The organism is Oscillibacter hominis, assembly GCF_014334055.1.
GTDB classification, from domain to species: domain Bacteria; phylum Bacillota; class Clostridia; order Oscillospirales; family Oscillospiraceae; genus Oscillibacter; species Oscillibacter hominis.
In genome coordinates, this window is sequence record NZ_CP060490.1 from 1,360,461 (window position 1) to 1,372,632 (window position 12,172).

Below are 12,172 nucleotides of genomic sequence, written 5' to 3' on the forward strand. Positions count from 1 at the left end.
CCTCAAGAATACTGCCAGGCGATTGCACCCTCGGCAGCAGGGTTTGTTGTTGAAGCGTGGAGAGAGGTATTGCGTACTTTTGCGGTAGCTGGAGATGAATCTTCGGCAGCTGTCAGCATCCCAGTCATGGTTCCGCCCGAAAAAGGCAGCTTTGTAGATAGGCTTACGTCCATCTCACTTTTCTTGTAATACCGCTCGTCGTGGCTGTGGCTTGCCGCTGCCGCCCCGATGTCCGCCGGCGCGATGGCATCGCTGCCGCCGGTCTTGTGGCTTGCCTTGTGGGCCGTGGGCGTCATGGAAGCAGGAAAATCCGTGATCTCCGACTTGGTGTGGGTGTGGCCGGTAAGGGCATAGAGCGCATCAAAATACGATTTCAATACCGCCTTCACCCGGCTCCAAAGGACCTGTTTTGGCTTGCCGCCGTCAGCGCTGTCCGCCACCAGCACGCCGTCCCCATCCACGGGCGCCGCCTTGACTGCGTCCGCCCCGGGCAGGTCCGCCTTGGCTGACACTGCGCCGTCCAGAAGGATCATATTGGCGTTGATCACCGCGATGTCCGCCGTGTTGTTGTCCTCCGGCAGCTGTAATTTCAACTTGCTTGTCTCAGTCATTCCATTCTCCTTCCCTGATTTCGCCCCAGGTGTGAGTCTTTGCCTGCCCCCAGGTCAGGGGCTTCACCTCCCCCCAGGTGCGGTACAGATACTCAAAGATAAAGTCCAGATGTGCGGGCTTGATCTCGCTGATGGCGGAGCGCAGGTCGTCGATGTTGGGCGGCACCCCCAGGCGGCTCACAAACTTGACCACAAAGTAAAACTCGCTGTTGTGCTCCACGATCTCCACCTCTCCGTTGGTGAAGCTCTCCGCCACAGAACGGATCAGCTCACAGGTGGCCGCGCCCTGGCCCCGCACCTTGCTCAGGAGGCGGCTGCGGCGGTACTCCTCCGGCCGGGACAAGTCCACCGGCACGCCGTAGGCCTCCTCCCACATCGAAAGCCCCCATCCGCTGGCCGTCCGGGGGTTCAACTGTAAGAGGAGCTCCTCCACGCTCTCCCCCGCCGCGCCGGTCATCTCGCCCATTACCCGCTGGAGCTCCCGGACCTGGGCGCTGTTTTGGTAGCATGGGGGCAGCTTGACCATCAGGTCGCTCACTGAATACGCACCTCCCCCAGCACCGGCACACTGCCCGCCGGGATGGAAACATCCTCCGTCTTGCCGTTGACCGTCAGCGCCGTGTAGTTCACCACACCGGGAATGGTCAGCAGCAGCGCCGCCACCCGGTTGTAAATCATGGTGTAGGCCCCGTCCTCCTCCGGCCGGTAATAGACCTGGCGGAACTTCTCAGAGATCAGCTCCCGCCGGTAGGCCTCCAGCTTTTCCTGAAGCTCCAACCGCACCGCTGCCGCCGTGGTGGCCGCTGTAAGCTGCACCGTTGCTGAAACGGAGACCTCCAGCTCTGCAGCGGAGGCCACGGACACCGTGCTGCCCACCACCCGCCGCGCCTCGATGTACGCCGTCGCCGCGGACACAAGCTCCGCGGACGCGGCCTTCCCGTTCGCATCCACCAGCGTCACGGATACGGTGCCCCGTCCGCCCGCCAGCTCCACCACTTTCGCCTCGCCCACGCCCGGCACCTCCATGGCCCACTGGCGCAGCTGATATCCGTTGCCGCTGGTGGGCGGACGCTTGCGCCGCTCGTCGATCCGGCGATAGAGGGCGCTGTCGTTCTCCACGTCCGTCCCGCCGGAGGCCTCTCCGTTTTCAAAGGAGCTCAGGCCCAGGGGATTGACGTACATCCGGGTGACGGCCCCCGCCTCCACGTTGTAGGCGCTGCCCGTCCCGGCGGCGCGCAGACGGCCCGTGGCCGTCCCCGTGGAGCCGATAACCACATCCTCCACCAGTGTAAACTCCAATCCGCCAGATGTCAGAAAAGCCGTCCCAGCGGGTAAAACCGTACCCGCCTCTCCCGTCAGGGAGACGTCGCAGTAGGCGTAGGTTCCCTCCTTGCGGGTGATGTTGAAATAGTTCTGCCCCACCGCGTCTAAGTAGGGGCCGCTGCTTTCATCCACAAACAGCATGGACGCCACGGCGGGCAGCGCCTTGTAGAGCTTGCTGATCTCCTCCGCCGCCGGGCCGATCATGGCGTCGGCAAAGCCGCCCTCCATGGGGGACAGGCCTGTGGCCTGGTTGATCTTTGCAAGCGCCTCCGCCTTGATCCGCTCGGTTGTCCGGTCCTCAAACATGTATGGTCTCCTTTCCGTAAACGGTGTCCACCTCCACGCACAGGCGAACCTGGCTGCCCTCCAGGGCAATCTCCGTGACTTCGGCCGCCGTGATGTAGGGGTTCACTGTCAGCGCCTCCTGGATGTAGCGCCGGGCCTCCTGCAGCTTGGTGTCCTCCTGGTAGGGCTGCCCCACCAGCGCGTCCAGCTCGCAGCCGTAGTCCCAGGAGAAAATGGGGAACTGGTAGCGGGCGGTTTTGATGGCCCGCCACACCCAGCTTTTCACCGCCTCCAGCCCGGAGGCTACCGCCGCCGCTCCTCCGGAGAAAACCGGAGCGTCCCGCTCATAGTCCCACGCCGCGTCCCGGTAAAGGGGCAGGTAGGCATCTTCCTCTGCCGCGCTGGTATCAAACATGGGAAACAATGTCACGCTTTCACCGCCTTGCAAATTAAGTAGTAGTCCTGTCCATCCAGGCTGAGCAGCACCACCCGGTCGCCCCGCCGGAGCTTGAGCGCACTGCCGTCGTCCACGCTCCAGCGGTAGTCCAGCCCCTGGGCAAGGTACAGATCCTCCGGTTCCAGCACCAGCTCGCCGCAGGAGACCTGCAGTGTCCCATTGCCGGAGTGCAGCACCTCGCCGATGGAAAATGCGGAGGGCTGCGCCGCCCGCCGCCCCAACTGCATCAGGGCGGACACGGCCGCGGTCATGGATTCGTCAAAAGACCTGCTCATTTGATCTCACTCCCCGCTGTGGTCTCGCTGCTTACGTTCCGGAAGTTCAGCGTCAGTTTCGTGGTGTATATCCCGTTTTTCCAGGTGTGGCTGTCGCTGTCGATCCAAAAAAGGCCGCTGACGCCGCTGCCCATGTCCCGCAGGATCACTGCCTCGCCGGTGATGAGCCGGGGGTCTCCCATGCACTGCACTGTCAGCTTCCGCTGCACTCCGTGATCCTCCAGCCATGCCCTGGCCCCGGTGGAGACGTCCTCGCCCGTCCGCTGCGTCAGCACATGGCTTAAGCGCCCGCTCAGAGCGATGGACGGCTCGTCCTCGATGCGGCGCACCAGCTTGCCCGTGTCCGTGTAAAGGATCACGCTGTTCTGGAGACTTCCGATGTCCCAGGTGCTGGTCACGCTCATGGTGGAGGAGATGGAGAGGCTGGCCGAGTCCGCCTTCTGACGCACGCTCAGCCGTCCGTCCCCGTCAAAGCCCACCAGATACCGCTTCCCGTTTTTCTCTCCCGCCAGGGTGTAGAGCGTGGTGAGGATTTTGTCCAACGGTACGCCCGGAAATTTCCGGGACACGGTGACGCCGCTTTTGGCGATGCTTCCTGTGGGCAGCCCATAGGTGGATGCAATGGAAGCCGCTGCCTGCTCCGGCGCGGTGTTTTGAAACTTGTACCACCCCTCATTTTGCGTCAGATACCAGCTCCGGTCCACCGCGCCAAGGTCGGCCACCGCGCTCTGGCTGTCCCTGGTGACGCTGACCAGCGGCCCAAGGAACCGGCTCTTACCGCCGCTGCGCAGCGTCACCAACGCCCCCTGCTCTAAGGGCAGCGCCCGGTCCGCCAGCAGTCCGCAGCGCACCTCCCGGCCCACCTGGTTCACATTGCCGGACCATGTCAGCGTCTGCACCAGCTCTGTCACATCCACGCTCCGCTCGCCGCTCCGGGTCAGGTACACGTGATACGCATACTCGCTCATATGACTCTCCCCGCTTCCGCCGCGCCGCCGCTCTTCAGGACGCACTTTCCCGTTGCGTCATCTGTGACGACCTCCGTCTTTGCAGCCATGGCCGCGCCGCCGGAAAGGCTCGCAGCGCCGGGCAGGGCGTTCAGCGCCGGGATGGTCAGCTGCTGGCCGGGGTATATGAGGTCTGGATTTTTAATCGACGGATTGGCCGCCGCCAGACGGCAGCAGAGGGAGCCGTCGCCGTAGAACTTTTTGGCAATGTGCCAGAGGGTGTCCCCCTTGGCCACCGCGTAGGTCCTGGCGGAGGCGGCGCCGGTCTTACTTTGGCGCGCCGGCTTGCGCACCGTCCCCGCAGCGGACAAAGCCGCCGCGGCGGGCGTCCTGGTCTGCCGGATGGCGATGTCCGCGTAGTAGTCGTTGGTACCGTCCTGCTCCCGGTATTCCAGGCTTTCAATCAGCACCAGGGCGTTGGTAGGCGTCCCGCTCACCAAAAAGCGCACCGTGGTCTTTGCGTCGATCCAGCGCTCTATCTGCATCAGGTAATGCCAGGGGTCCGCCACTGCGCCGCTCACGCAGAAAGGGTACAGCTGCGCCGGGAACAGGCAGCTTTTCAGCGTGGTGGACCCCATCCGCCGCACGCCGCCTAAGTTGACCTCCCCGGTCTGGTCCAGCGACACGGTTTCCACCGTGTTGTGATGCGTCCAGCTGTAGGTGGAGGGCGTCACCGGCAGCGTCAGCTCAATCCTCGCCGCCTCGTCCAAAAAGGTCAGTGTCCTCAACATCTCAGCTCACCCCCGCGTATAGCTTCCGCTCAATGGCATAGGCAATGGCCTCGCCGATCTCGTCCAGGTCGCCGTCGCTGCGCACGGAGAAGGAGTTGCCCGTCACCTGGACGCTGACGCCGCCACTCCGCCGGTCCAGCTCCCGGGCCTCCCGGGCCGTCAGCACCCGCTCTCCCTCATGCAGCAGCGCTGCATAGTTGTTATAGGGCACACGATGCATGCCATAGGCTTTCGCCCGGTAGCGTGCCTCGCTGAAATCGTAATCCTCCGGGTCGCCGGTGTAGGGGCCAAAGGTGGAAGCCCGCCCCTTGCTTTTCTCCTGCTGAAGCCTGTAGCTGTTGCTCCAGCCGCCAAAGGCTGCAGTCAGCTCCCGGGTGGCCGCGACGGAATCCTGCTGCGCGTCGATCATGGCGCTGTACTGGTCGCTGGATTCATAGGCGGCTGTGGCAAGGCTTTCCGCCTGGCCCTTCAGCTCTGCCATTTCGTTCACCGCCGCCTCGTCTCCCGCGTCGGAGCGTTCCTTCAGCTCCGCGTAGCGCTCCCCCATCTCCTGCAGCCGCTGAGAGGTTTTATCATCATACAGTGAGGTCTCCTGGCCTAACAGCACCGCCGACAGCGCCTCCCGCTGATACTGGTCCGACAGGTTGTCCATGGATGCCTTGTGTTCGCCGATCCTGCCGTTCAGGTCTATCAGCGCGTTGCCCAGCTCCCCGCCGTAGGCCGCGATCTGATCGGAAAGGCCAGAGGTGCGTGTGTCGTTGTAGCCCTTGCCCATGGCGTTGGCAAGCTCCTGCTCAAGGCCCTCAAGCGTGGAGGTGAGGCCCGGGAAGGTCTGCGACATTTCCTCCATGGAACCCGCATATTTCCCCTCCAGCGCTTCCAGAATAATGTCCACGGCCCGTCCGCCTTCCACGTCGCCCCTTGAAATCATGCTGTACATGGTGCCCTGGTCCACGCCGTATTTGTCGGCAAGCATCCCCACGGCCCCGATCCCCCGGTCGTTGAGGATATTCAGGTATTCCAGCGTGGTCTTTCCGCTGGACTTCATCCGCCCCAGCGCCTGAGCCACCGTGGTCATGTCCGCGGTGGACTGTCCCAGGGCCGCCCCCGCGTCGCCGATGGTGGTGAGAACCGGCAAGATGCTGTCCGCCCCGTAGCCATAGGTGGCCAGCGTCTTGCTCATGGCCGTCAGATCGTCGTAATAGAACGGCGTGTAGTTGGCCATGTCCACCAGATCGGAGAGATAGCTGTCCGCCGTGCCCTGGTCGCCGAACAGCGTGGCAAAGGAAATCTTGTCCTTTTCCCGCTGGGCTGCGGTGGCACTGCCGCTCTCCAGCGATGCGGCCTGCCGCTGCGCCGCCTCGTCGTAGAGGTTGTTGTAGTAGCTTTTGAAGGCGTCATCCTTCGCGCTTTCAATCTGTGTCCCGCCGCTGATCGCTCCCGAAAACATGCCAAAACCGGCGCCGGCCAGAGCGCCCAAAGGTCCCGCAACCGCGCCGGCCGCTGCGCCGCTGATCGCTCCGCCGATTGTCTGCGAGAGGAAGTCGGCCTCAGGGACTCCCAATGCGCTGCTGAAAAACTGGTTTGCCGCTCCGGAGACAGATCCTGCCAGCATATTGAAGATGCCCGAGGCGGCAAACCTTTTCCCCAGAGACGACCCCAGTACGCCGCTCTGGTTCTCCGCCTTCCGGGCGGAGACGGCGCTGTCCAGGGCGGCCTTGTTCATCGCCTTGTATCCGGATACGTTGGTCTGCAGCTGCACATTCACATCCGCAAGCTTCTGCTTCAGCTCCTGCTGCTCCTTGATGGCCTCATCCATGGCCCCGCGGCTGGCCTCATCCTTCAGCTTTTTGTAGCTCTTTGTGGCCTCCTTTACCTTGACATCCGCCTGGATCAGGCTGCTTTTCAGCTCAGCCGAATCCTTGACCAGCTTCTGCTGGGCCTTGCTGTAGCCCTCCACGCTTTCTTCCAGGTTTTCCATGTCCTTGTCAAAGGACTTCACGTTCCCCGCGATGCTCTTCAGAACGGGGCTTACGCCGTCCTTCAGCGATATGACGATTCCTACGTCCTCCGCCATGCAGCCACCTCCTTATTGACTTTCTATCTCAATGTGGTACGATAAAGCTGTAAAAAAATTCCGCATGTGAAAGGAAGGTGTTCCCATGGGAAAATTTAGAATCTTCTGCTGCGATCAACGCTTCCTGCTTACCGGAGGTGGCATCATGACCGCCCCGTTTCTTCTTCTTTTATTCGTGTTCACACGGGAATCGTTTTATCTCTTTCTGTTTATATATGGCTGCGTAATCCTCGCCTGCGGCATCTATGGCTACACCTTGGTGAAGGAGCTTGCCCGCCGTCAGGCCAGGCTCGAGGCCGTTGCCAGGGAATCCCTGAATGGGATGCTTACAGGCATCCAATACCAGGCGGAAAGGGTATTCGACATAGCCGTTGAACTGTCCGGCTGCGTTCCAAAGAGCCCCGATTGGTACAAACTGGCCAATGACTATCGGGAAAAGTACAAAGAATTCTGGCGTCAGGCCGACGATTTCACCGATGAACTGAACTATGATTTTGTCCGTCATTTCAAGCCCAGCCGCTACCGTATGGACGACCAGCTGGAGCTCATCAGCCGGATCGAATCCTGCGCCCCGGACGATCCCCGTCTGCCCGGCCTCTGCGCCAGGCTCCGCAAACTCTCCGCCCCTTTGGAAAATGAATGCGGATGATCCCCTTCCCCGCCTCCCGCAGGAGGCGGGGTTTTTTCAGCGCTCACTGCGCTGCTCGATCTCCCGGAGGGCCAGCGCCCAGGTCAGGTCCCGGCCGCCCGCATCCATCCCATAGTACATCTCCGGTGTCCAGTGATGGGCCTGGAATAAATAGCTCACCAGGCTCAGCTCTGGGTCGCTGCCCTCCTCTAAGCGTTTTTTACTTCTTCAATGGTCATCCGCCGGTAGCCGCACAGCTTTTCCACCGCCCGGCTCAAATCCTCGATCTCGCCCGGCAGCAGCAGCGCCTTCACCGCCTCCGCCGGTGTGGCCGCACCGTACTTTTCCTGCAGCTGGGGTGACCTCAGATCCGGCTCCTCGCATCCCGCCAGCAGGATCTGCACGTTCATGTCGTCTCCGCCGCTCTCCCGGAGCCGCTGCACCTTGCCGTAGGGCAGGCCCCGCAGCGAAAAGACCACATCCTGCCCCAGCAGTTCCGAAAGCCGCTGCACCTTGTAGCGGGCCGTGGGCAGTTGATGCGTCACATCGGGAGCCTCCGGCCGCAGAAGCAGCGCCAGAAGGTCTGTTTTCTTTTCCTCGCTCATTTACTGCACCTCGATCTCGTCTAAGTACTGGTAGCGGCTGAAGGTGAAGGCCTTGGTTACGGTGCCTACCGTGGCGGCCTTCCAATCGGCCAATGTCAAATCGTCAAAGCTGACATTGTAGAGGGCCACCCGCTCCGCACCGTAGCTGTCCGGGTCCTTCAGCTTGCTCACAATGGTGAAGCGGCGGTCCATGCCGTCCTGAATGCCGTCCTGCTTGCGGGCAAAGCCGCTGTCCACTTTGTAGAGCTCCAGGCTTCCGGTGCCGTTGGCGCTGGTGGCCTTTGCGTCCGACATGAACTGGCCGCACAGGTTCACCGTCTCCTTGTTGATGGCCACCTTGGCCTGGCAGGCGGTGCACTCGGCGATTTTCTCGCCGTCGCACCAGACCTCCCCGTATGTTCCGTTGATGGTTCGCTTTGCATTATCAATCGTCTTACTCATGGATCGCTTCCTCCTTACAGGTTGTTGAAGAGGACCTCAAAGTCCTCCATGGCGTCCGCCAGCCGGCCGCCGCACTTGAGGAACACCCAGCTGCCTGTGTCATGCTCCTTGATCTGCTGCTGTGTCAAGCCGGCAGTCTCCACCCCCTGAGACTTGAGCCACTTCTCCTGGGCCTCCACGTCGATCTGGACATAGCTCTCGCCCTTCGAGAGAACGCCCACCTGCTCCAGATAGGAGAAGTAATCCGTGATGGCCGTCACCAGCAGGCACTTGTTGTCGTAGGTGTTGGCAAACCGCCCGATGTACTCGTCCTCGATGGTGGTGCGCAGATAGTAGGTGATCAGGTCCATGCCCTCCACGATCTTAATCTTGCGCCAATCCTCCCTGCCATCTGCGGGAATGGTGGTCAAACTGTTGACCGCCCGGGCAATCTTGGCCTTCTGGCCGTCGTGGATCAGGATCAGCTTGCCCGCGTCAATGGCCGCCGCCTGTTCCGCACCCGTCCTGGCGGTGACTGCGGAGAGCTCGCCCAGGGAGGCATAGGTGGCACTGGAACCCATGGGAATGCCGGCCAGGATGCCGGCAATCCGGCTGCAGTACTGGGCTGCGGTGTACGTCTTGCTCCCGACGGCAAGACCGGTATCCTCAAAGTCGATGACGCCCATGGAGTCCGCCGCAACGCCGGGCGCCACCCACTTCACCGTCCGGTATGCCTTGCGCTGGTTCTCCACCCAGGTTTTCAGGACGGTTTCCTCCGCCTCAGTCACATCGGGCGGCGCGGCCAGATAGTCGATGCTGTAGGACTCAATGAGCTTGAGTCCCTCTTCCAGCGCTGATGTGTCCTCTGTACCTGTCCCAATCACCACGGCGATCACCTTGCTGGGGCCTCCCCGGTCGCTGCCGGTAAAGGCCCGGGCAATGTAATCCTGGTTGTCCTGGCCCAGCGTTGCCGGGATCAGGGCAGCCGTGGAAAGCGGATGCACCCCTGTTTCCTTGGTGTCGCGAACCATGACGGCCACGACCCCCTTCTTGCTGCGATTTGCCACGGTCTGAGCAGCCGCCTCAAAGCGGATGGTCAAACTGGGCAGGCCAATGCTTGCTGCCATACAATCATTCCTTTCTATCAATTATGTGTGGAGCTCATAGTGCTCCATCTTTTGCTGATCGCTCTCTTGATATCCCGGGCGCATATCCGTCCAGGAGAGTCGGATGGTGGCCTGCGCGTTGTCCGCCTCCGTCATCCCGGATACAGTGCTTGCTGTCAGGTACCGCTTCTCCACTGAAAGCGCCCCGCCGGAGAAAAGGGCCAGACAGCGGTCCAGCCGTTCGTTCAACTGCGCGCGGCTGCTGTCATGCTCATCCACCGCCGCAAAGCAAGTGATCCGTATGGTGAGGTCCGTGCGGATCAAGCCAATGTTTACATCCCGGATCTCCACAGCTCCGCATTTTAGCAGGGAGGAAGGCCGCGTAAAGTCGGAGGGCAGCTGATCCTCATATACCATCTCTCCCGGCCAGAGGGCCTCCAGCCTTCCTTTTACCGCCTGGATGACTGTATTGATCTCCATGGAACTCCCCCTTTAGTGTTCGTTGCTGAAGAGGCACAGCACCCGGTCTGCCGTCTTCAGCGCATTCTCCTGTGTCCTCGGTTTCGTCCAGTTGTAAAACTGATGCCAGTGATCTTCCCCCCGCGGCCATAGCCGGCCCAACGCCGCTTGCTTAAGGCCGGGACTCCGTGGCCGCGCTCCAGCCAGGCAGGGACCCGACTGCCACTCACGGTCTTCCCGTGGTAGGTCTCATTTTTGTGCGCATCCGTTTTCCTGTTCAAATCGCAGTACGCTGATCCAGTTCTCCGGCGCCGATAAAACTGTCCACTTCACACTCCCGATTTCCCATGGCCGCTCCGGAACTCCGGGGCGGCTCTTTACACTGGCTCTGTGAGATTCAGTTGTGTAAGTCGCCGGAAAGCAGGGTTATCCGCTTCAATCGTACCAGTAATTGTGATATCCCTCCGCTCATAGCCGTCCGGCACCAGGGCATTGACTAAGAGATCGGACTGCGCCCGGCGCGGTGTCAGCTTCTCTGGTTCTGAAACGCCGCAGCTGCGTCATAAGGCCCTCTAACCGCGCTGGTCATGTCCGCCTTGGTGCTGCTGGTACCACTGGCGCCGGCGGAGAGCCCCAAAAGTAAAGCAGGCCGTTGTCGTCCAAAAATTTAGCCATTGAAAAATCCTCCCAATAACATTTCGATTCCGCGTTGGTCATAGGTTCCACGCTTTTTCCCGCCAGCTCCGCCTCCAGTTTGGAGATGGCGCCGATGGGTGCTGGTCAGGCTTCTCCCGGTTTAGCAGCATGCTTGGTCCAACGCCCCTCCTCCAATTGGAGTGCCAATATTGGCCTGCGATGCACTCTTTGGTGCAACAGGGGCCAGAAAATTGGTGTGGGCCGGATGGAAACCTGCATCTACAGCACCTCCCTTGAGAAGGATTGGATCACGTCGAACTTCCACATCAAGCCGTCTATCCGGCTCTTTCCAAATCATCGGCAATATTTACTGGTTGCATAATGGTTACAAAACGGTTACAATTCTAATTGTCTTCGCGAGACAAATATATTTGGAGGTCTATGTTATGTGTAATTTTGATTTTAATTTTGACTGTAGTGCTCTTTTCCAGATGCTCAGTCAGTGCTTCGGCATCGGCTGCTAATCAGCCGCCTATTGAACCGTCCGGTTATGCCGGGCGGTTTTTTTGCCATTCTCGACCGTCCTCCAACATCACCTTACGCGGGCTTTGTAATAGTAAATGCAGTACCTCCACCGCACCATAGGAACGGCGTGCCTTGTCAAATTACCGCTTCAGCCAATTGCTATCCTCCGTCATAATTATTCTGCTTTTCATGCTCAGCATAACAGCGGTCAATGGCCGATGGCCTCCTGATAGTCAATCAGCCTTGGCATCGCCCTTTCCACCGCCTAAACTGGCCCCTGACCGTTAAGCTCATAAGTCCCTCCTCCGCTTCTGTCCGGCCACAATTCATATTTGCTGAACATCAGGCATACGATCGATTGGTGATGATAGTGAATAAATATTTGTCTTATCTTGCGTTTCTCCTGATCTCCCTGGCCTCCGGTGGCATCGGCAGCCTTTTCACCATGGCAGGCCTTCAGGCCTACGAGCAGCTGAACCGGCCGCCCCTGACGCCGCCTTCCATCCTGTTCCCCATTGTCTGGACCATTTTGTTCCTCCTGATGGGCGTCGGTGCGGCAAGGGTGTGGAAACGGCCGGGCAGGGATCGCGCGATCCTGGTTTACGGCGTCCAGCTTCTCTTCAATGTGCTTTGGTCCGCCTGGTTCTTTCTCCTGCAATGGAGGCTGTTTGCCTTTTTCTGGCTCCTTGCCCTGATTCTCCTGGTCGCTCTGATGATCCGGTCTTTTATTAGAATCGACGTGCTTGCTGGTGCTATCCAAATCCCTTATCTGCTCTGGTGCGCCTTTGCCGCCTACCTCAATTTCGGGTTCTGGTTCCTGAACCGCTGAATTTGAGCGATGTATGCCGCCCCAAAAACAGGGCGGTTTCCTTTTGACAGAGATATTCATGTTATTAACAAGGCGAACGCTCCAATGCATGTGGCTGTGAATACAGCCCGACTCATATCATCTGTACACTCGTGGAATGCGCTATTTAGGAAAATCATTATAAAATAAGCCACTTGAGCCCGCCCAAGTAAATGGGGC

The 12,172-nt window shown here is 60.2% G+C and carries 15 protein-coding genes; 2 read left to right on the plus strand and 13 right to left on the minus strand.

Annotation, left to right across the window (positions count from 1 at the left end):
* Positions 1 to 2: 2 nt before the first annotated feature.
* From H8790_RS06845 to H8790_RS06880, 8 genes are read right to left on the minus strand one after another with little or no spacing between them, the layout of a single operon-like run.
* Positions 3 to 611, minus strand: a complete 609-nt coding sequence (locus tag H8790_RS06845; RefSeq protein ID WP_187334134.1) for a hypothetical protein — start codon at positions 609 to 611, stop codon at positions 3 to 5.
* Positions 604 to 1,149 carry a putative phage tail protein gene (locus H8790_RS06850; protein ID WP_187334135.1) on the minus strand — a complete coding sequence of 182 codons (546 nt, stop codon included), beginning with the start codon at positions 1,147 to 1,149 and terminating at the stop codon, positions 604 to 606. The genes H8790_RS06845 and H8790_RS06850 overlap by 8 nt, the downstream gene beginning before the upstream one ends.
* Positions 1,146 to 2,240 (minus strand): baseplate J/gp47 family protein, encoded by a 1,095-nt coding sequence (locus H8790_RS06855; protein WP_187334136.1) that lies wholly within the window; start codon positions 2,238 to 2,240, stop codon positions 1,146 to 1,148. Before H8790_RS06855 ends, H8790_RS06850 begins: the two co-directional genes overlap by 4 nt.
* A complete protein-coding gene (locus H8790_RS06860; protein ID WP_243208585.1) occupies positions 2,233 to 2,649 on the minus strand; it encodes a DUF2634 domain-containing protein in 417 nt (138 codons plus the stop codon). Before H8790_RS06860 ends, H8790_RS06855 begins: the two co-directional genes overlap by 8 nt.
* The gene (locus H8790_RS06865; protein WP_187334137.1) at positions 2,646 to 2,951 is read right to left on the minus strand and encodes a hypothetical protein; all 306 of its coding nucleotides are present in this window, start codon (positions 2,949 to 2,951) and stop codon (positions 2,646 to 2,648) included. Before H8790_RS06865 ends, H8790_RS06860 begins: the two co-directional genes overlap by 4 nt.
* Entirely contained in the window at positions 2,948 to 3,919 is a 972-nt protein-coding gene (locus H8790_RS06870) for an XkdQ/YqbQ family protein (RefSeq protein WP_187334138.1), read from the minus strand. Before H8790_RS06870 ends, H8790_RS06865 begins: the two co-directional genes overlap by 4 nt.
* Positions 3,916 to 4,689: a LysM peptidoglycan-binding domain-containing protein gene (locus tag H8790_RS06875; protein ID WP_187334139.1), complete on the minus strand. Its 774-nt coding sequence runs from the start codon at positions 4,687 to 4,689 to the stop codon at positions 3,916 to 3,918. The genes H8790_RS06870 and H8790_RS06875 overlap by 4 nt, the downstream gene beginning before the upstream one ends.
* A gap of 1 nt (position 4,690) precedes the next feature.
* On the minus strand, positions 4,691 to 6,766 hold the full coding sequence (locus tag H8790_RS06880; protein WP_187334140.1) for a tape measure protein: 2,076 nt from the start codon (positions 6,764 to 6,766) through the stop codon (positions 4,691 to 4,693).
* Between the two features lie 85 nt (positions 6,767 to 6,851).
* Here H8790_RS06880 and H8790_RS06885 point away from each other — a divergent pair, with 85 nt between their 5' ends.
* A complete protein-coding gene (locus H8790_RS06885; RefSeq protein WP_187334141.1) occupies positions 6,852 to 7,415 on the plus strand; it encodes a hypothetical protein in 564 nt (187 codons plus the stop codon).
* Positions 7,416 to 7,451: 36 nt separating this feature from the next.
* Here the strand turns inward: H8790_RS06885 and H8790_RS13985 are convergent, their stop codons facing one another.
* Genes H8790_RS13985 through H8790_RS06905 form a run of 5 tightly spaced genes read right to left on the minus strand, consistent with a single transcriptional unit; the run spans position 7,452 to position 10,005 of the window.
* A complete protein-coding gene (locus H8790_RS13985) occupies positions 7,452 to 7,574 on the minus strand; it encodes a hypothetical protein (protein ID WP_256404930.1) in 123 nt (40 codons plus the stop codon).
* Positions 7,575 to 7,603: 29 nt separating this feature from the next.
* Complete coding sequence (locus tag H8790_RS06890; protein ID WP_187334142.1) at positions 7,604 to 7,999, minus strand: phage tail assembly chaperone; 396 nt, start codon at positions 7,997 to 7,999, stop codon at positions 7,604 to 7,606.
* Positions 8,000 to 8,440, minus strand: a complete 441-nt coding sequence (locus tag H8790_RS06895) for a phage tail tube protein (RefSeq protein ID WP_187334143.1) — start codon at positions 8,438 to 8,440, stop codon at positions 8,000 to 8,002.
* Positions 8,441 to 8,454: 14 nt separating this feature from the next.
* Positions 8,455 to 9,546: a phage tail sheath subtilisin-like domain-containing protein gene (locus H8790_RS06900; RefSeq protein WP_187334144.1), complete on the minus strand. Its 1,092-nt coding sequence runs from the start codon at positions 9,544 to 9,546 to the stop codon at positions 8,455 to 8,457.
* Between the two features lie 21 nt (positions 9,547 to 9,567).
* Entirely contained in the window at positions 9,568 to 10,005 is a 438-nt protein-coding gene (locus tag H8790_RS06905; protein WP_187334145.1) for a phage tail terminator family protein, read from the minus strand.
* A 1,510-nt stretch (positions 10,006 to 11,515) separates the two neighbouring features.
* Between H8790_RS06905 and H8790_RS06910 the strand changes: the two genes are divergently transcribed.
* Positions 11,516 to 11,974 (plus strand): TspO/MBR family protein, encoded by a 459-nt coding sequence (locus tag H8790_RS06910; RefSeq protein ID WP_404821713.1) that lies wholly within the window; start codon positions 11,516 to 11,518, stop codon positions 11,972 to 11,974.
* Positions 11,975 to 12,172: the final 198 nt, after the last annotated feature.

Excerpts from the sequence above, each read along its gene's own strand:
- H8790_RS06845 (WP_187334134.1), bottom strand. The coding sequence starts at position 611 with ATGACTGAGACAAGCAAGTTGAAATTACAGCTGCCGGAGGACAACAAC.
- H8790_RS06855 (WP_187334136.1), bottom strand. The coding sequence starts at position 2,240 with ATGTTTGAGGACCGGACAACCGAGCGGATCAAGGCGGAGGCGCTTGCA.
- H8790_RS06865 (WP_187334137.1), bottom strand. The coding sequence starts at position 2,951 with ATGAGCAGGTCTTTTGACGAATCCATGACCGCGGCCGTGTCCGCCCTG.
- H8790_RS06870 (WP_187334138.1), bottom strand. The coding sequence starts at position 3,919 with ATGAGCGAGTATGCGTATCACGTGTACCTGACCCGGAGCGGCGAGCGG.
- H8790_RS06875 (WP_187334139.1), bottom strand. The coding sequence starts at position 4,689 with ATGTTGAGGACACTGACCTTTTTGGACGAGGCGGCGAGGATTGAGCTG.
- H8790_RS06880 (WP_187334140.1), bottom strand. The coding sequence starts at position 6,766 with ATGGCGGAGGACGTAGGAATCGTCATATCGCTGAAGGACGGCGTAAGC.
- H8790_RS06885 (WP_187334141.1), top strand. The coding sequence starts at position 6,852 with ATGGGAAAATTTAGAATCTTCTGCTGCGATCAACGCTTCCTGCTTACC.
- H8790_RS06890 (WP_187334142.1), bottom strand. The coding sequence starts at position 7,999 with ATGAGCGAGGAAAAGAAAACAGACCTTCTGGCGCTGCTTCTGCGGCCG.
- H8790_RS06895 (WP_187334143.1), bottom strand. The coding sequence starts at position 8,440 with ATGAGTAAGACGATTGATAATGCAAAGCGAACCATCAACGGAACATAC.
- H8790_RS06900 (WP_187334144.1), bottom strand. The coding sequence starts at position 9,546 with ATGGCAGCAAGCATTGGCCTGCCCAGTTTGACCATCCGCTTTGAGGCG.
- H8790_RS06905 (WP_187334145.1), bottom strand. The coding sequence starts at position 10,005 with ATGGAGATCAATACAGTCATCCAGGCGGTAAAAGGAAGGCTGGAGGCC.